This window comes from Microbacterium sp. F01, from assembly GCF_056156365.1.
In genome coordinates this window covers 3,290,479-3,308,439 of the sequence record NZ_CM149592.1, presented here as the reverse complement: position 1 = coordinate 3,308,439, position 17,961 = coordinate 3,290,479, and the positions used below count along the sequence as shown (strand labels likewise).

Genomic DNA, 17,961 nt, shown 5'->3' with positions numbered 1-17,961 from the left:
CCACCCCGGTGAGGGGAGACGACGGATGCTGCAGCCCGGCCGGGCTGCAGCATCCGTCGTCCCTCGAACTCAGCTGAACTGGTTCATCGTGTTGTGCTGGCCGCCTGCCTTGAGGGCGGCGTCGCCGGCGAAGTACTCCTTGTGGTTGTCGCCGATGTCGCTGCCGGCCATGTTCTGGTGCTTGACCGTAGCGATGCCCTCGCGGATCTCGCGGCGCTGCACACCCTTGACGTAGGCGAGCATGCCCTCGTCGCCGAAGTAACCCTTGGCCAGGTTGTCAGTCGACAGTGCGGCCGTGTGGTAGGTCGGGAGCGTGATGAGGTGGTGGAAGATCCCCGCGCGGGCGGACCCGTCGCGCTGGAATGTGCGGATCCTGTCGTCGGCCAGTCGCGCGAGCTCCGTGTTGTCGTACTCGACGCTCATCAGGTCGCCGCGGTCGTACGCCGAGACGTCCTCGCCCCGCTCCGCGAGCAGGTCGTAGGCCTGCTGGCGGAAGCTGAGCGTCCAGTTGAACGACGGGCTGTTGTTGTAGACGAGCTTCGCGTTCGGGATCACCTCGCGGATCGCGTCGACCATGCCGGCGATCTGCTCCACATGGGGCTTCTCGGTCTCGATCCACAGCAGGTCGGCGCCGTTCTGCAGCGACGTGATGCAGTCGAGCACGACGCGCTCCTCGCCGGTCCCCGAGCGGAACTGGTAGAGGTTGCTGGCGAGGCGCTTCGGGCGCAGCAGCGTGCCGTCGCGCTTGATGACGACATCGCCGTTGCCGAGGTCGGCGTCCGAGATCTCCTCGACGTCGAGGAACGAGTTGTACTGGTCGCCGAGATCGCCGGGCTCGTGTGTGACGGCGAGCTTCTGTGTCAGGCCTGCGCCGAGCGAGTCGGTGCGGGCGACGATGATGCCGTTCTCGATCCCGAGCTCGAGGAACGCGTAGCGCACCGCGTTGAGCTTCGCGATGAAGTCCTCGTGCGGAACCGTGACCTTGCCGTCCTGGTGGCCGCACTGCTTCTCGTCCGACACCTGGTTCTCGATCTGGATGGCGCACGCGCCCGCCTCGATCATCTTCTTGGCGAGGAGGTACGTGGCCTCGGGGTTTCCGAAGCCGGCGTCGATGTCCGCGATGATCGGCACCACATGGGTCTCGTAGTTGTCGATCTGCGACTGGATGAACTCGACCGCGGTCTCGTCGCCGGCGGCGCGGGCGTCGTCGAGCTGCGTGAACAGCAGGTCGAGTTCGCGGGCGTCCGCCTGGCGGAGGAACGTGTAGAGCTCCTCGATGAGGGCGGGCACCGCCGTCTTCTCGTGCATCGACTGGTCGGGAAGCGGCCCGAACTCCGAGCGGAGGGCGGCGACCATCCACCCCGAGAGGTAGAGGTAGCGCTTGTTCGTGGACTTCAGGTGCTTCTTGATCGAGATGAGCTTCTGCTGCCCGATGAAGCCGTGCCAGACACCGAGCGACTGGGTGTAGACCGACGAGTCCGCGTCGTATTCGGCCATGTCTCGGCGCATGATGTCGGCGGTGTACTGGGCGATCTCGAGTCCCGTGCGGAACCGGTTCTGCGCCCGCATGCGGGCGGCGGACTCGGGGTCGATGGCATCCCAGCTCGAGCCGTGCTGCTCTTTGAGCGCCCGGATGGCTTCGATGTCGTCCTGGTAAGCAGTCATTTCGTCTTCCTTGTCGTTCGTCTCGGGGGGATCAGTCGGTCTCGACGAGGTACTTCGCGTAGGCGGGCAGCGTCAGGAACGCCGGGAAGTCCTGGCCGAGCGCGACCTCGCGGAAGATGTCCGCGGCGTCGTCGAACCGGTCGCCCTCGCGGCGGTCGGCTTCGCCCAGCACCTGCGTGACGAGTGCCTCGATCGACTCTCGCGTGATCGGCGTGCCGTCCTCGGTGGTGCGGTCCTGGTGGATCCACTGCCACACCTGGCTGCGGCTGATCTCGGCGGTCGCGGCATCCTCCATGAGGTTGTCGATGGCGACGGCGCCGAGGCCCCGCAGCCACGCCTCGATGTAGCGGATCGCGACCGACACGTTGCCGTGCACGCCCGCGGCCGTGATCGGGCGCCCGATGTGGACGTCGATCAGATCGGACGCCGCGACCTCGACCTCGGGCCGCTGGCGGTCGAGCTGGTTCGGGCGGTCGCCCAGCACCGCGTCGAACTCGGCGCGGGCAACCGGGATCAGGTCGGGGTGCGCGACCCACGTGCCGTCGAACCCGTCGCCGGCCTCGCGCTTCTTGTCGGCGGCGACCTTCTCGAATGCGCGCTCGGTCACCTCGGGGTCGCGGCGGTTCGGGATGAAGGCGCTCATGCCGCCGATCGCGAAGGCGCCGCGCTTGTGGCACGTCTTCACGAGCAGCTCGGTGTAGGCCCGCATGAACGGGACGGTCATCGTGACCTCGCTGCGGTCGGGCAGCACGAAGCGGGCGCCGCGGCCGCGGTAGTTCTTGATGATCGAGAAGATGTAGTCCCAGCGACCCGCGTTCAGGCCCGCGATGTGGTCGCGCAGCTCGAACAGGATCTCCTCCATCTCGAACGCGGCCGGCAGCGTCTCGATCAGCACGGTCGCGCGGATGGTGCCGTGCGGGATGCCGACGTACTGCTCGCTGAACGTGAACACGTCGTCCCACAGCTTCGCTTCTTCGCTCGACTCGAGCTTGGCGATGTAGAAGTAGGGGCCGCGGCCGCCTGCGATCAGCTGCTTCGCGTTGTGGAAGAAGTACAGGCCGAAGTCCACGAGCGAGCCCGACGCGGCCATCGTGCGGCCCGTGCGGTCGGTGAAGCGGATGTGCTGCTCGGGCAGGTGCCACCCACGCGGACGCATCACGATCGTGGGCGTCTCGGTCGCCGTGACCTCGTACCGCTTGCCCTCGGGGCTCGTGAACGAGAGCTCGCCGCGGATCGCGTCGCGCAGGCTCAGCTGGCCCTCGACGACGTTCTTCCAGGTCGGGCTGGTGGCGTCCTCCTGGTCGGCGAGCCATACCTTCGCGCCGGAGTTCAGCGCGTTGATCGTCATCTTCGGGTCGGTCGGGCCGGTGATCTCGACCCGGCGGTCCTCGAGGCCGGGACCGGCGCCGGCGACCTTCCACTCCGCGTCCTCGCGGATGTGGCGAGTGTCGTCGCGGAACTGCGGGTCGTGCCCGTTGCCGATCTCGAAGCGGCGGCGCATGCGGTCGGCGAGCCGGTCGTGCCGGCGGGCGCCGAAGCGGTGGTGCAGCTCGGTGAGGAACGCGAGCGCCTCCGGCGTGAGGATCTCGTCGTAACGGGGCGCGAGGCGGCCGGCGATCTCGATCGACGGCTCGTGGGTCTGGGTGGGGATGGGGCCGGTGCGGGTACGCATCGGGGTGGCGGTTGCAGGTGTCATGGTCCTGCCTTCCTGTGAGCGAGTGCGTTGAGTTGTGGGGGAAGGATGCTGCGACCCGGCGTGTGCGCTGGGCCGCGGCATCCGTTGATCCGCGTTCTGAGTGGATCGGCTTAGGTCGTGAGACCACTCTGGGGTGAAGTTCGGGGCTTGACCCGACGAATCCAGGTGTGAAGTTTTCCGGTATTTCTGCTTTCGTGACAGAATCACGGCATGACGACGACGTTGACCTCCGATGTGCGCGGTGAAGTCCCCGACGATGATGAGGTGGATCCCCTCACCATCGGCCGGCGCATCCGGCAGCTGCGCACCGACCGCGGCATGACGCTCGAAGAGCTCGCCGCCGCGGTGGACCGCGCGCCGAGCCAACTGTCGATGATCGAGAACGGCCGCCGCGAGCCGAAGCTCACGCTGCTGCAAGCGATCGCGCGTGCGCTCGGCTCGTCGATCGACGCGATCCTCGAGTCGGAGCCGCTCGACGAGCGCGCGACCCTCGAGATCTCGCTCGAGCGGGCGATGCGCGGTCAGACGTTCCAGGCGCTCGGCATCCCGCCGTTCCGCATCGGCAAGACGGTGCCGACCGAGGCGCTCAAGGCGATGCTGGCGCTGCAGGGCGAGATCGAGCGGCTGCGCGACGAGCGCGCCGCGACGCCAGAGGAGGCCCGCCGCGCGAATGTGGCGCTGCGCAAGCTCATGCGCACGCAGAACAACTACTTCGCCGAGCTCGAGCTCGAGGCGCGGCGGATTCTCGACGCGGTGGATCATCCCGGCGGTCCTCTGACTCAGCGCACGGCGTCCGACATCGCCGCGCACCTCGGCTTCACGCTGCACTACGTGCCCGATCTGCCGCAGACGACCCGGTCGGTCGCCGACATCAAGAACGGCCGGCTGTACCTGTCGAGCCGGCTCACGACGAAGGGCGACCCGCGCACCGCGGTGCTCCAGGCGCTGTCGAGCCGCATCCTCGGGCACCGCGAGCCGACCTCGTACGCGGACTTCCTGCGTCAGCGCGTGGAGACGAACTACCTCACCGGCGCGCTGCTCATCCCCGAGGCGCACGCGGTGCCGTTCCTGCAGGAGGCCAAGGCGGACCGCTCGCTCTCGATCGAGGACCTCCGCGACGCCTATTCGGTGTCATACGAGACTGCCGCGCACCGCTTCACCAACCTCGCGACGGTGCACCTCGGGCTGCCCGTCCACTTCCTCAAGGTGCATGAGTCCGGCGTCATCACGAAGGTCTACGAGAACGACGACGTGAACTTCCCGACCGACCGCCTCGGCGCGATCGAGGGGCAGATGTGCTGCCGCAAGTGGACCTCACGCGTCGTCTTCGACGTCGACGACCACTTCAACCCGTACTACCAGTACACGGACACCGGGAACGGCACCTACTGGTGCACCGCTCGGGTGGAGCTCTCGAGCGAAGGCGCGCACTCGATCAGCGTCGGGGTGCGCTTCGACGACACCCGGTGGTTCCTCGGCCGTGACACCCCGAACCGCGGCGTCTCGAAGCATTCCGTCGAGGTGTGCTGCCGTCGCGCGCCGGCCGAGCTCGAGGCGTCGTGGCGCGAGCAGTCCTGGCCGAACGTGCGCACCCCGCGCACCCTGCTGGCGACCCTGCCGACCGGCTCGTTCCCGGGCGTCGACACCACCGACGTGTACGAGTTCCTCGAGGCCCACGCGCCGCGCTGAGCCCTCGGCACCGCTGCGAAGCGGGGTCAGTGGCGGCCGGCGACGACGTCGGCGACGTGCGCGGGCCACGCGGTGCGGCCGGAGGAACCGGATGCCTCGACCCTGTCCGCCATCCGATACGCGGTGTAGATCGCGTTCACGGCGGTCCACCGCAGCGGCTCGACCTCCCAGCGTCTGGCGCGATGCCCCACCCACGGCAGTCGCGTGCGCTCGGTGTCGCGCTCCAGCACGAGATCGGCGAGCGTGCGGCCGGCGAGGTTGGTCGCGGTGACGCCGGTGCCGACGTAGCCGCCGGCCCAGCCGATCCCCGTCGCCCGGTCATGCACGACGCTCGCCGCCCAGTCGCGTGACACCCCGAGCACGCCGGCCCAGGCGTGTGCGATGGGCACGCCCGCGGCATCCGGGAAGAACTCCCGCAGCAGCCGCGCGAGTGACGCGATCGTGCGTTCCTGCGTCGTGCCGTCGGTGTCGACGCGCGAGCCGTAACGGTACGGCACGCCGCGCCCGCCGAAGGCGATGCGGTCGTCGGCGGTGCGCTGGGCGTACATGTACACGTGGGCGAAGTCGCCGAGCGTCTCGTGCCCGTTCCAGCCGACGGCGTCCCAGAAGGTCACGGGCAGCGGCTCGGTCACGATCATCGACGAGTTCATCGGCAGCCACGTGCGGTGCTCGCCCCGGAGGTCGGCGGTGAAGCCCTCGGTCGCCCGCAGCACGTGCGTCGCGCGCACCGTGCCGCGGTCGGTGTTCGCCCGGCCGGGCGCGATCTCCCGCACGTGGGTCTGCTCGTAGATCGGCACGCCGAGTCGCTCGACCGCCTCGGCGAGGCCCCGCACGAGCTTCACCGGGTGCACCCGCGCGCAGTGCGGATGCCACGCGGCGCCGAGCGTTCCGGCGATGCGGATACGGGATGCTGCGGCCGCGGCATCCATCCATTCGATATCGGTGTGCGGCCAGGCCTGCTCGGCCGCGACCGCCGCGCGCAGGCGTGCGAGCTGCGCAGGCGTGCGAGCGACGCCGTACTCACCGCCCTTGACGATGTCGGCGTCGATGCCCTCGCGCGCAGCGACCGCGATGACCTCGTCGACGGTCTCGTTGAGCGCGCGCTGCTGCGCGATCGCGGCGTCACGGCCGTGCGACTCGACGTAGCGCTCACGACCCCCCGTGACCGTGTTGGTGAGCCACCCGCCGTTGCGGCCCGACGCCCCGAACCCGGCGAAGCGCTGCTCGAGCACGACGACTCGCAGATCGGCCTGAGCGCGCTTCAGGTAGTACGCGGTCCAGAGACCGGTGTAGCCGCCACCCACGATGGCGACGTCCGCGTCGATGTCGCCCGGCAGGGGTGCGCGCGGCGCGGGCGTGCCTCCGAGGCTCCGCCACCACCACGACACCTCGCCGTTGGGCACCGGGGCGTGATCGAGTTGCGAGCGGCCACCGGGTTCCGTCATAGCCCCATCCTTGCCGGTCGCACCGCCGGTGCGCCGAAACGGAATGTTGCGAACGCGGGCGCCCTCGGACCGATCGTGCGCCACATGTCTTTTCGGTCAATGAACTTCCGACTCACACGGGTCACCCGTGTGAGCCGGAAGCTCATCGAGGTTGTGAGAGTGTTCGAGCGCCTGGAAACTGCGTGGACGCCGAGCTCCGACGGGGATCAGACCGACGAGTCGAGGGCGCGCAGCGCCGCCCACAGCTCGGCGCGGGTCGCGAACGACGAGAGGTCGCGGCCGAGCACGCGCTCGATCAGGGCGAGCCGGGTGCGCACGGTGTGGCGATGCACGCCGAGCGCCTGGGCAGAGGCCTCGTGCGAGCAGTCCTCGTCGAGCCACACCTTCAGCGTCTCGACGAGGCGGGTGCCCTGCGCGGCGTCGTGGTCGAACAGTGGGGCGAGTTCGGCCCGAGCGAGCGCGCGGGCCTCGTCGGTGAGCGCCGACAGGACGCCGGCGCGGGCGACCTCGGCGAACTCCGTCACCGGACGGATGCCGCGATCCCGGGCGACGCGCGCCTGCCCGAGCGCGGCCGCGAAGCCGTCGTAGCCGGTCGGGTCGGAAAGTCCGACGCGGACGTCGAACCGCTCCACGAGGTCGGAAACGCTCGAGCGGTCGTCCTGCGGCACGACCAGCACGAGCCCGTCCTCGCCACGGCCGAAGAACAGTGCGCCGCGCCGCTCGTCGGCCCACAGCTCGAGCAGTTCGGCGATGCCGTCGACGCGTGCGGCCGCAGCATCCGTCACCCCCACGACCACCGGGGCGGACGGGAGTGGTCCCCAGAGCTCCCGCGAGGTGCGACGCGCGAGGGTCGGGTCGCCCGTGAGGAGCGACTGCACGAGGCCGGCGCGCAGTGCGTTGCGCGCGCGACCGAGGCCCTGCTGCTGCTCGAGCGCGAGGCCGGCCATCGCGATGACGGCGGTGACGACGACGCGGCCCTCCTGGTCGAGGTCTCCGGCGGCGATCGCGATGACGCCGCGCAGGTGCCCGCCGCGGCCGAGGGTCTGCAGCGAGAACGGCGTCTCGCCGATGTGCAGCGACGAGCCCGCCCGCGCTCCGCGGTGCAGCACGCCCGTCACCTCGCGCTGGAGGGCGGCGGCCGTCTCGGCGTCGAGGCCGCCGACGGGATGCTCGCGCGCGAGCTCGCCCGCCGCGTCGTACATGCCCACCCAGGTGTCGAGCTGCTTCGCGAGCTCGGCGACGGTCGCGCCGAGTCCGTCGGGCCGGAGCGCCGCCAGGGCGATCGCCCGCTGCGCGGCCAGCGCCCAGCTGCGGCGCGCGTACGCCTCGGCGGCGATGGCCTCGGCGTTCGCCCGGGCCACCGCGATGAAGGGGGTGCGGTACGGCACTTCGAACAGCGGCATCCGTTCGTCCCGGCATGCGTCGACGAGGGCGGGAGGGATGCCGGCGCGCACGACCTCGGTGCCGAATCCGAGGCCGACCACGCCCCGGGTCGCCAGGCGATGGACGTAGGAGCGGTAGACCGCCGCCGCGTCGGCGTCGTCGCCCGGCGGGAACTGCGTACCGGTGGTGAGCAGGACGAGCCCCTCGGAGAGGAACGGCGTCGGGTCTGCGAGGTCGGAGCTGTGCACCCAGCGGATGCCGCGGTCCAGAGCCTGCAGATCGAGATCGTCGCCCGCGAGCGAGAGCTTCAGATCCCGCCGGGCGAGGAGGGCGCGAAGAGTGGGAGCGTCGGCGTCCATATGCTCCGAGTGTACGACCCGTACAGCCGGCCGGGCAGAATGTACACCCGGGCGGGTGCGGGGCCCAGTGGCCAGGACATACGCTCCCCAGCATGAGCAGCGCAGCCGACACCCTCACTGAAACGCCCCTCGGCGGTCCGACGCTTCCGCAGGAGCGCCGCCTGGTCACCAGCATCCCCGGTCCCCGCTCGCAGGAGCTCCTCGACCGCAAGGCCGACGCCGTCGCCGCGGGCGTGGGTCACACCGCACCCGTGCAGGCCGTGGCGGCCGGCGGCGGCGTCATCGTCGACGCCGACGGCAACTCGCTCATCGACCTGGGCTCGGGCATCGCGGTCACGACGATCGGCAACGCGCACCCGAAGGTCGTCAAGGCCGTGCAGGAGCAGGTCGCGCAGTTCACCCACACCTGCTTCATGATCGCCCCGTACGACTCGTACGTCTCGGTCGCCGAGGCGCTCAACCGCATCACGCCCGGCGACCACGCCAAGAAGAGCGCCCTGTTCAACTCGGGCGCCGAGGCGGTGGAGAACGCCGTCAAGATCGCCCGCAAGTACACCGGCAAGCAGGCCGTCGTCGCGTTCGACCACGGCTACCACGGCCGCACCAACCTCACGATGGCGCTCACCGCCAAGTCGATGCCCTACAAGAGCGGCTTCGGCCCGTTCGCGTCGGAGATCTACCGCGCCCCGCTGTCGTATCCCTACCGCGACGGTCTCGACGGGGGCCTCGCCGCCAAGAAGGCCATCTCGATGATCGAGAAGCAGGTCGGCGCCGACAACCTCGCCGCGATCATCATCGAGCCCATCCAGGGCGAGGGCGGCTTCATCGTCCCGGCGGACGGCTACCTCCCCGCGCTCGTCGAGTGGTGCCGGGCGAACAACGTCGTCTTCATCGCCGACGAGATCCAGACCGGCTTCGCCCGCACCGGCTGCATGTTCGCCAGCGAGGTCTTCGGCATCGTCCCCGACCTCATCACGACCGCCAAGGGCATCGCGGGGGGCCTTCCCCTGGCGGCCGTGACGGGCCGGGCCGAGATCATGGACGCCTCGCACGCGGGCGGCCTCGGCGGCACCTATGGCGGCAACCCCATCGCGTGCGCCGCCGCGCTCGCCGCGATCGATGTGTTCGAGAACGACGGGATGCTCGAGCGCGCCCGCGAGATCGAGACCGTCCTGAAGGGCCGCCTGCAGCAGCTGCAGGCTTCCGACCCGCGCATCGGCGACGTGCGCGGCCACGGCGCCATGATCGCCGCCGAGTTCGTGGACCCCGCGACGGGAGAGCCGGACGCCGCGCTCACCGCCGCGGTCGCGAAGGCGTCCATCGCACAGGGCGTCATCGTGCTCACCTGCGGCACCTACGGCAACGTGATCCGTTTCCTGCCGCCGCTCTCGATCACCGACGACCTGCTCCACGAGGGCCTGGACGTCGTCGCGGAAGCTCTCGCTGCTTCTTGATCACGGATGCTGCGACCGCCGCACGCACGGCGGTCGCAGCATCCGTCTCCCGCACTTCACAGAAGACCAACGCAACCTCGCCTGACGAAGGAGTCCGAATGACCGAGCTGACCCGTGACGTCGTCATCGTCGGCGCCGGCGCCGCCGGCACGACCGCCGCCAACGAACTGAAGAAGGCAGGCCTCTCGGTCGTCGTGCTCGAGGCGCGCGACCGCGTCGGCGGGCGCCTGTGGACCGACGTCGTCGACGGCGCGATGCTCGAGATCGGCGGCCAGTGGGTGTCGCCCGACCAGGACGCGCTCAAGGAGACCCTCGCCGAGCTGGGGCTCGAGACCTACAGCCGCTACCGCGAGGGCGACTCGGTCTACATCGGCCAGGACGGCGAGCTCACCCGCTTCACGGGCGAGATCTTCCCCGTCGCGCCCGAGACCGAGAAGGAGATCGTCCGCCTCATCGAGGTGCTCGACGAGCTCGTCGCGCAGATCGATCCCGACAAGCCCTGGGAGCACCCCGACGCCGAGGAGCTCGACCGCATCTCGTTCGAGGCGTGGCTCGAGGCAGAGACCTCCGATCAGGAGGCGCGCGACAACATCGCCCTCTTCATCGCCGGCGCCATGCTCACCAAGCCCGCGTACGCGTTCTCGGCGCTCCAGGCACTCCTCATGGCGGCCAGCGCCGGCAGTTTCTCGCACCTCGTCGACGCGGACTTCATCCTCGACGAGCGCGTCGTCGGCGGCCTGCAGCAGGTGCCGCTCCTGCTCGCCGAGCGCCTGGGCGACGACGTCATCCTCGGTCAGCCGGTGACCGAGGTGCACCGGTCGGAGGACGGCGTGCGCGTCGTCACCGACAACGGCCTCGAGGTGCGGGCGCGGTTCGTGATCCTCGCGCACGCGCCGATCCTGTACCCGTGGATCGAGTTCGCGCCGCCGCTGCCGCGCCTCAAGCAGCAGATGCACCAGCACATCTCGATGGGCTTCGTCATCAAGGTGCACGCGGTCTACGACCGCCCGTTCTGGCGCGAGCAGGGCCTGTCGGGCACCGCATTCAGCCCGTACGAGATCTCGCACGAGGCCTACGACAACACCAACCACGGCGACGAGCGCGGCACTCTGGTCGGCTTCGTGTCGGACCGCAACGCCGACGACCTGTTCCGCGTCTCCGCCGAGGAGCGCAAGGAGCGCATCCTCGAGTCGCTGTCGCACTACTACGGCCCCGAGGCCAAGACCCCGCTCGTCTACTTCGAGAGCGACTGGGGCGCCGAGGAGTGGACCCGCGGCGCGTACGCCGCGAGCTTCGACCTCGGCGGCCTCGCCCGCTACGGCGCGGACCTGCGCACCCCCGTCGGCCCGATTCACTTCGCCTGCAGCGACATGGCCGGTGCCGGCTACCAGCACGTCGACGGCGCGATCCGCATGGGTCGCCTCGTCGCGGCGAACATCGTCGAAGCGGCACGGCGGTGAGCGACCGCATCGTCGTCGGGTACACCGCGACGGACGCCGGAGCCGACGCCGTCGCGCTCGGCTCGCGCCTGGCCGCGGCCATGGACGTGCCGCTCGACCTCGTGCTGGTGCTCCCGGCCGAGGACCGCAGCGTCATCACGCCGCCCGATGCCGGCTACGACCGCTACCTCGTGACGCAGGCCGAGGCCTGGCTCGCCGAGGCGGCGGCGTCGATTCCGGATGCTGTGTCCCACGCGTCGCACGTGCGGTTCGGCGACTCCTTCGCCGAGGGCCTGATCGCTGCCGCGCACGAGCTCGCGGCGTCGCACATCGTCGTCGGAGCCGCGAACGGCGGACTTCGCGGACGCCACCGCCTGGGCACCGTCGCGAACGAGCTGCTGCACTCGTCGGACGTGCCGGTCGTGCTGGCCCCGGAGGGGTCGCGGCGCCTCGAGGCGACCACTGTCACCCGCATCACGGCGGCCATCGGCACCCGTCCGGGTGCGAGCGCGCTGCTCGACGAGAGCGTGGCCCTCGCCACCGCGACCGGCGCCGAACTGCGGCTGCTGTCGCTGGTCTCCGTCGACCTTCCTGCCGGGGTCGACACCGGCGTCATCCGCATCGCCGGGGCCGCCCACGCCGACGACGTGCTCGGCAAGGCCCTCGAGGCGCTGCCCGACGGCGTCGAGGCCGACGTCGTCGTCGCGCGCGGCGACAGCATCGAAGACGCCGTCGCCCACCTCGGCTGGGAGCCCGGCGAACTCGCCGTGGTCGGCTCCAGCCGGCTGGCCCGGCGCCGGCGCCTGTTCCTCGGCTCGACGGCGGCGAAGATGCTGCACGAGCTTCCTGTACCCATGGTCGTGGTGCCCCGCACCCGCGGCAAGAAAGGCGCACGATGATGAGCGCTTCCCAGAGCGGCGGCACCCAGCCGCTGGCCCCGACCTCCGGCGCGCACGCCGGCGAGCTGTCGAAGAAGGGCCTGAGCGCGGGAGCGGTCGGCGTCCTCGGCGCCGTCGTCATCGGCGTCTCCACGATCGCCCCGGCCTACACGCTCACCGCATCGCTCGGCCCGACCGTCTCGGTCGTGGGCACACAGGTGCCCGCGATCATCCTGGTCGGCTTCATCCCGATGCTGCTGACCGCGTTCGGCTATCGCGAGCTCAACCGCGCGATGCCCGACTCCGGCACCTCGTTCACGTGGGGCGTGCGGGCTTTCGGCCCGTGGATCGGCTGGATGACCGGCTGGGGCCTCGTGGCCGCCACCGTCATCGTGCTGTCGAACCTCGCGGGCATCGCCGTGGAGTTCCTGTTCTTGCTGATCTCGCAGCTGAGCGGCAACCCCGACATCGCCGAGCTCGCCTTCAACCCCTTCATCAATGTCGTGGTGTGCCTGCTGTTCATGCTGGGCGCGACGCTCATCTCGTACCGCGACATGCAGACCACGCAGAAGTTCCAGTACATCCTGGTGACCTTCCAGGTCGCGGTGCTGCTGCTGTTCGCCGTCGTGGCTATCGTCAAGGCGGTGTCGGGCGACGCCCCCGACCCGACCGCGTTCTCGTGGTCGTGGTTCAATCCGTTCGAGGTGCCGACGTTCAGCGCGTTCGCCGCCGGGCTGTCGCTGTCGATCTTCATCTTCTGGGGCTGGGACGTCGTCCTCACCATGAACGAGGAGACGAAGAACCCCGCGAAGACTCCGGGCCGCGCGGCGATGCTCACGGTGGTGATCGTCGTGACGCTGTACCTCCTTCTCTCGATCGGCCTGATCATGTTCGCGGGCGTCGGCGACGGTCCGCTGGGACTCGCCAACGAGGACATCTCGGCGAACGTCTTCTTCGCGCTGTCCGACCCGATCCTCGGTCCGCTCGCGTTCCTGGTGTCGCTCGCCGTGTTGTCGAGCTCGGCCGCCTCGCTGCAGTCGACGGCCGTCGGCCCGGCGCGGACGCTCCTCGCGATGGGACACTACGGCGCGCTGCCACCGAAGTTCGCCCGTGTGAGCCCGCGCTTCTTCACTCCCGGCTACGCCACCGTGGTGTCGGCGATCGTCGCCTCGGTCTTCTACGCGGTGATGCGCGTGATCAGCGAGAACGTCCTCACCGACACGATCCTGTCGCTCGGCATGATGATCTGCTTCTACTACGGCCTGACCGCGTTCGCGTGCGTCTGGTACTTCCGCAAGCAGTGGTTCGACTCGGTGCGCAGCTTCTTCTTCACGTTCCTGTTCCCGCTCGTCGGCGGCGCGATCCTCGCGGTGCTGTTCGTCACCACGCTCATCGACTCGATGGACCCGGCGTACGGCAGCGGATCGAGCATCGGCGGCCTCGGCCTCGTGTTCGTGCTGGGCGTGGTCGTCATCCTCGCGGGCGTCGTGATCATGATCTGGCAGGCGATCAAGCGTCCGGCGTTCTTCCGCGGTGAGACACTCAGTATCGACGCCCCCGAAAGCCTTCGACGCGCCCGCCGCCAACAGGCAGACTAGCGACCCACTTCCACCCGATCGGAGAGAACGCAATGACCGACTACGCCGTCGTGAACCCGGCCACGGGAGAGACCCTGGCCACGTATCCGACCATCACCGACGAGGCTCTCGAGACCGCGATCGCGGGAGCGGATGCTGCGTACCGCACGTGGCGCGACAAGCCCGTCGCCGAGCGCGCCGCGGGCATCCGCAAGGTCGCAGAGCTGCACCGCGAGCGTCGCGACGACCTCGCCGCGATCATCGTGCGCGAGATGGGCAAGCCGCTCGAGGCCGCGCTGGGCGAGGTCGACTTCGCCGCCGACATCACGGAGTACTACGCCGACCACGCCGAGAAGATCACCGGCGACCAGCCGATCGACATCGACGGCGACGGCACCGCGGTCATCCGCCGCTCGCCGCTCGGCGTGCTGCTGGGCATCATGCCGTGGAACTTCCCGTACTACCAGGTCGCCCGTTTCGCGGCGCCGAACATCGTGGTGGGCAACACCATCCTCCTGAAGCACGCTCCGCAGTGCCCCGAGTCGGCCGCCGCCATCGCGGCGATCTACGCCGACGCCGGGCTCGAGGGCGTCTACACGAACATCTACGCGACGAACGACCAGGCGGCGACCGTCATCGCCGACCGCCGCGTGCAGGGCGTGTCGGTGACGGGTTCCGAGCGCGCGGGCGCAGCCGTCGCGGAGATCGCAGGCCGCAACCTCAAGAAGGTGGCGCTCGAGCTCGGCGGGTCCGACCCGTTCATCCTGCTCTCGACCGACGACCTCGACGGTGCCGTCCAGGCGGCCGTGGACGCGCGTCTCGACAACACCGGGCAGTCGTGCAACGCCGCCAAGCGCTTCATCGTGGTCGACGGCCTGTACGACGCGTTCCTCGAGAAGTTCACGGCCGCGATGTCGGGCGCGAAGGTGGGCGACCCGTTCGCGGACGACACCGTGCTCGGCCCGCTGTCGTCGCTCACGGCGGCCGAGCGTCTGGCCGAGCAGGTCGACAAGGCCGTGGCGCAGGGCGCGACGCTGGTCGCCGGCGGAAAGCGCGACGGCGCCTTCTACCCGGGCACCGTGCTCACCGACGTCACGAGCGACATGGACGCGTACCGCGAGGAGTTCTTCGGCCCTGTGGGCGTCGTGTACAAGGTCGCCGACGAGGACGCCGCGGTCGCCCTCGCCAACGACACCAGCTACGGCCTCGGCTCGTACGTCTTCACGACCGACGAGGAGCAGGCCAAGCGCGTCGCCGACAAGATCGACGCCGGCATGGTCTACGTCAACGTGGTCCTCGCCGACGAGCCCGGCCTCCCCTTCGGTGGTGTGAAGCGCTCCGGCACCTCGCGCGAGATGGGCCTCCTGGCCGCCGACGAGTTCGTCAACAAGAAGCTGATCCGCGTCGGCGCCTGACGCGGAATCGCGAAAGGGTAGGTTTCCGCACGCCGAGGCGGCGGAGGTCTACCCTTTCACGGATCCGGACGCGGCCTCGCGCGCCTCGGCGAGGGCCTCGTCGGCCCACTGGACCTGCTGCGGCGTGCCCCAGCGGGTCGCAGCATCCCGTGCCGCTTCGAACTGCGCGATCGCCTCGTCGACGCGCCCGGCGTCGAGGAGACGCCAGCCGGCGTTGTTGTGCAGCGACACGTTCCAGCGGAGCGTGCGCGGATCCGAGACGCCATCGAGCGCTTCGAGCGCGGCGGACGTCCACTCGTCGGCCTGATCGGGCTCCGCGATCGCGAGCATGTGCAGCGCGTCGATCTGCAGGAACGTCAGTCCGTCGCCGGATGCTGCGTCCGCGGCCGCCAGGAAGTACGGCACCGCCGCCTCGGCGTCGCCTGCCGAATTGCGAACGCGACCGCGCTCCAGGGCCGCGCGCGCGGCGACGGCGGAGTCCTCGATGGAGACCGCGTCGAGGACGGCATCGGCCTCGTCGAACCGCTCCTGCAGGCCCAGGGCCCGCGCGACCTGGGTCTCGAGCTCGGCGCGGGTCGCAGCATCCGTCTCCTCCTCCACCGCCGCGCGCAGCCGCGCCTCGGAGCCGGCCGCGTCGGAGAAGTCCCAGAGGTCATCGAGCCGGGTCTGCGCGAGAGTCATGCCGGAATGGTAATGCCGTCATCGGGGGGTGTCGCCGGCGGGGCGTGAGCGCCAGGATGGAGACATGGCAGACACACCGGACCCCGTCGCCTTCCTCTCCGATGAAGAGTGCTGGGAGCGCCTTCGCACGCAAGAGCTCGGCCGCCTCGTCACGCAGGTCGGCGACGTGCTCGACATCTTCCCCGTGAATTACGTCGTCGACGGCCAGAGCGTGCTCTTCCGCACGGCACAGGGGAGCAAGCTGTTCGAGCTGACGATCAACGACGAGGTGCTCTTCGAGGTCGACGACCACACCGAGACCGACGCGTGGAGCGTCATCGTGCGGGGCCGGGCGCACCCGCTCGAGCGCTCCGCCGACGTCGAGCGGGCCGACGGCCTCGGGCTCAAACCCTGGATCCCGACGCTCAAGTACACGTACGTCCGCGTCGAGGCGACGTCGCTCTCGGGTCGCGCCTTCGAGCGCGCACCCGAGCCCGACCGATACGGCGTTCAGCAATACTGACCCCGTGTCCGGACGCGTGCAGGGCCCCCTCGGTTCGCGGGGTCCCTGGGCATGCCGTACACTGGATCGTGCAGTCGAAATCTGCATTCTTTCGCCGTGCCCGGTGCTCGGGTACGGATCCTCAAGCCGCGGTGAGAGGGGAAGAGTGCGGGCTTCACGAGACCTCCGGGTCTCTAGGGCGGTAGCTCAATTGGCAGAGCAGCGGTCTCCAAAACCGCAGGTTGCAGGTTCGATTCCTGTCCGCCCTGCGCGTCAGCGCAACACCGGTCACATACCGGTGGTTGACAACACAGTGTGCCGACCCGTGTCGGCCCACGGAAGGTAATCAGGTGGCATCGATGGTTCAGGACGAGCCGAAGGGCGAAGTCGTCTCCGCTGAGGGAACGACCGCGCCCCGCGAGAAGAAGCCCAACGTCTTCGCTCGCATCGCCCTGTTCGTGCGCCAGGTCTTCGCCGAGCTCCGCAAGGTCGTCACGCCGACGCGCCAGGAGCTGCTGAAGTACACGGCGGTGGTGCTGGGCTTCGTCGTCGTGATGATGGCGCTCGTCTACGGCCTGGACGTGCTGTTCGTGTGGATCACGTCGTACGTCTTCGGGGTCCCCGGCGCCTGATCCCGAGCGCTCCCGGCTCGCAGCGGGAGCATGACACGGGCGGACCGGAAGGTCCGGCAGCGGACGGAACGGAAGAGAACTCACGTGACTGAAAGATATGTCGACGACGCCGATTGGGCGACGGCCGCCGAGCAGTCGTCGGAGGACGACGAAGCTCAGGAGGGCAACGTCCTCGCGGCGGAGGAGCGGTCGGTCGAGGCCGCCGAGCACGTCGCCATCCACATCGTCGACGACTCCGATGAGGACGACGCCGACCTGGACGACATCGACATCGACGACCCGGAGGCCGACGCCATCGTGAACGACGCTCTCAACCTCGACGAGACGGCCGAGACCGAGGCGGCAGCCGAGGTCATCAACGACTCCATCGCGGAGGAGGTCGCCGAGCGCGAGGCCGAAGCCGCCGACGAGGTGACCCCGTACGACGGTCCCGACGTGAACGGCGACGACGACGAACCCGTGCTCGACGAGGACTTCGTCGCCGACGTGGACGCCGCAGCCGCCGTCATCGACGACGTCGAGGACGAGGACGCGGATGAGGACCCCTACGAGGCCTTCCGCGCAGACCTGCGCACCCTCCCGGGCAAGTGGTACGTCATCCACTCCTACGCCGGCTTCGAGCGCAAGGTGAAGGCCAACATCGAGCAGCGCAAGTCGACGCTCGAGGTCGAGGAGGAGATCTACCAGATCGAGGTCCCGATGGAGGACGTCGTCGAGATCAAGAACGGTCAGCGCAAGATGGTCACGCGCGTCCGGATCCCCGGCTACGTGCTCGTGCGCATGGAACTCAACGAAGACACGTGGTCGGTCGTGCGTCACACGCCCGGCGTGACCGGCTTCGTCGGCAACGCCCACAACCCGACGCCGCTGCGCTTCGAAGAGGCCTTCAACATGCTGAAGAGCCTCGTCGAGGTCAAGGAGGTCGCGGGCGCCAAGGGCGGTGCGGCCAAGAAGGGCGCCGCCGCCGCGGCCCGCGTCGTCCCCGCCGAGGTCGACTTCGAGGTCGGCGAGACCATCACGATCAAGGAGGGCTCGTTCGCGGGCCTGCCCGGCACGATCAGCGAGATCAAGCCCGAGAGCGGCAAGCTCACGGTCCTCGTCTCGCTCTTCGAGCGCGAGACCCCGGTCGAGCTGTCGTTCGACCAGGTCACGAAGCTTTAAGCCTGC

The 17,961-nt window shown here is 69.7% G+C and carries 14 protein-coding genes and 1 tRNA gene; 10 read left to right on the top strand and 5 right to left on the bottom strand.

Annotated elements, in window-relative coordinates; all coding sequences use genetic code 11:
• Positions 1-69: 69 nt before the first annotated feature.
• Positions 70-1,665, bottom strand: coding sequence for an isocitrate lyase (locus ACVN90_RS15285; protein WP_475099064.1), 1,596 nt, complete (start codon positions 1,663-1,665; stop codon positions 70-72).
• A gap of 31 nt (positions 1,666-1,696) precedes the next feature.
• On the bottom strand, positions 1,697-3,361 hold the full coding sequence (gene aceB, locus ACVN90_RS15280) for a malate synthase A (RefSeq protein WP_475099063.1): 1,665 nt from the start codon (positions 3,359-3,361) through the stop codon (positions 1,697-1,699).
• A gap of 210 nt (positions 3,362-3,571) precedes the next feature.
• Between aceB and ACVN90_RS15275 the strand changes: the two genes are divergently transcribed.
• A complete protein-coding gene (locus tag ACVN90_RS15275) occupies positions 3,572-5,050 on the top strand; it encodes a helix-turn-helix domain-containing protein (RefSeq protein ID WP_475099062.1) in 1,479 nt (492 codons plus the stop codon).
• Between the two features lie 26 nt (positions 5,051-5,076).
• On the opposite strand, the gene ACVN90_RS15270 is transcribed toward ACVN90_RS15275, so the two are convergent.
• Positions 5,077-6,495: an NAD(P)/FAD-dependent oxidoreductase gene (locus tag ACVN90_RS15270; protein ID WP_475099061.1), complete on the bottom strand. Its 1,419-nt coding sequence runs from the start codon at positions 6,493-6,495 to the stop codon at positions 5,077-5,079.
• 206 nt (positions 6,496-6,701) lie between these two features.
• A complete protein-coding gene (locus tag ACVN90_RS15265; protein ID WP_475099060.1) occupies positions 6,702-8,237 on the bottom strand; it encodes a PucR family transcriptional regulator in 1,536 nt (511 codons plus the stop codon).
• 92 nt (positions 8,238-8,329) lie between these two features.
• On the opposite strand from ACVN90_RS15265, the gene gabT reads away from it, so the two are divergent.
• The 5 genes from gabT (at position 8,330) to ACVN90_RS15240 (ending at position 15,000) form a co-directional block, all read left to right on the top strand.
• Positions 8,330-9,691 (top strand): 4-aminobutyrate--2-oxoglutarate transaminase, encoded by a 1,362-nt coding sequence (gene gabT, locus ACVN90_RS15260; protein ID WP_475099059.1) that lies wholly within the window; start codon positions 8,330-8,332, stop codon positions 9,689-9,691.
• 98 nt (positions 9,692-9,789) lie between these two features.
• A complete protein-coding gene (locus tag ACVN90_RS15255; protein WP_475099058.1) occupies positions 9,790-11,151 on the top strand; it encodes a flavin monoamine oxidase family protein in 1,362 nt (453 codons plus the stop codon).
• Positions 11,148-12,029, top strand: coding sequence for a universal stress protein (locus ACVN90_RS15250; protein ID WP_475099057.1), 882 nt, complete (start codon positions 11,148-11,150; stop codon positions 12,027-12,029). Before ACVN90_RS15255 ends, ACVN90_RS15250 begins: the two co-directional genes overlap by 4 nt.
• Positions 12,029-13,606, top strand: coding sequence for an APC family permease (locus ACVN90_RS15245; RefSeq protein ID WP_475099056.1), 1,578 nt, complete (start codon positions 12,029-12,031; stop codon positions 13,604-13,606). Before ACVN90_RS15250 ends, ACVN90_RS15245 begins: the two co-directional genes overlap by 1 nt.
• A gap of 32 nt (positions 13,607-13,638) precedes the next feature.
• Positions 13,639-15,000 (top strand): NAD-dependent succinate-semialdehyde dehydrogenase, encoded by a 1,362-nt coding sequence (locus ACVN90_RS15240; protein ID WP_475099055.1) that lies wholly within the window; start codon positions 13,639-13,641, stop codon positions 14,998-15,000.
• Between the two features lie 48 nt (positions 15,001-15,048).
• Here ACVN90_RS15240 and ACVN90_RS15235 read toward each other — a convergent pair whose 3' ends face one another.
• Positions 15,049-15,681, bottom strand: coding sequence for a hypothetical protein (locus ACVN90_RS15235; protein ID WP_475099054.1), 633 nt, complete (start codon positions 15,679-15,681; stop codon positions 15,049-15,051).
• 64 nt (positions 15,682-15,745) lie between these two features.
• Here ACVN90_RS15235 and ACVN90_RS15230 point away from each other — a divergent pair, with 64 nt between their 5' ends.
• The 4 genes from ACVN90_RS15230 to nusG all read left to right on the top strand — a co-directional run bounded on the left by ACVN90_RS15230 (position 15,746) and on the right by nusG (position 17,955).
• On the top strand, positions 15,746-16,183 hold the full coding sequence (locus ACVN90_RS15230) for a pyridoxamine 5'-phosphate oxidase family protein (RefSeq protein ID WP_475099053.1): 438 nt from the start codon (positions 15,746-15,748) through the stop codon (positions 16,181-16,183).
• A 175-nt stretch (positions 16,184-16,358) separates the two neighbouring features.
• Positions 16,359-16,431: transfer RNA gene (locus ACVN90_RS15225), tRNA-Trp, on the top strand.
• Between the two features lie 90 nt (positions 16,432-16,521).
• Complete coding sequence (secE, locus tag ACVN90_RS15220) at positions 16,522-16,794, top strand: preprotein translocase subunit SecE (protein WP_116197035.1); 273 nt, start codon at positions 16,522-16,524, stop codon at positions 16,792-16,794.
• A gap of 84 nt (positions 16,795-16,878) precedes the next feature.
• Positions 16,879-17,955: a transcription termination/antitermination protein NusG gene (gene nusG / locus ACVN90_RS15215; protein WP_475099052.1), complete on the top strand. Its 1,077-nt coding sequence runs from the start codon at positions 16,879-16,881 to the stop codon at positions 17,953-17,955.
• Positions 17,956-17,961: the final 6 nt, after the last annotated feature.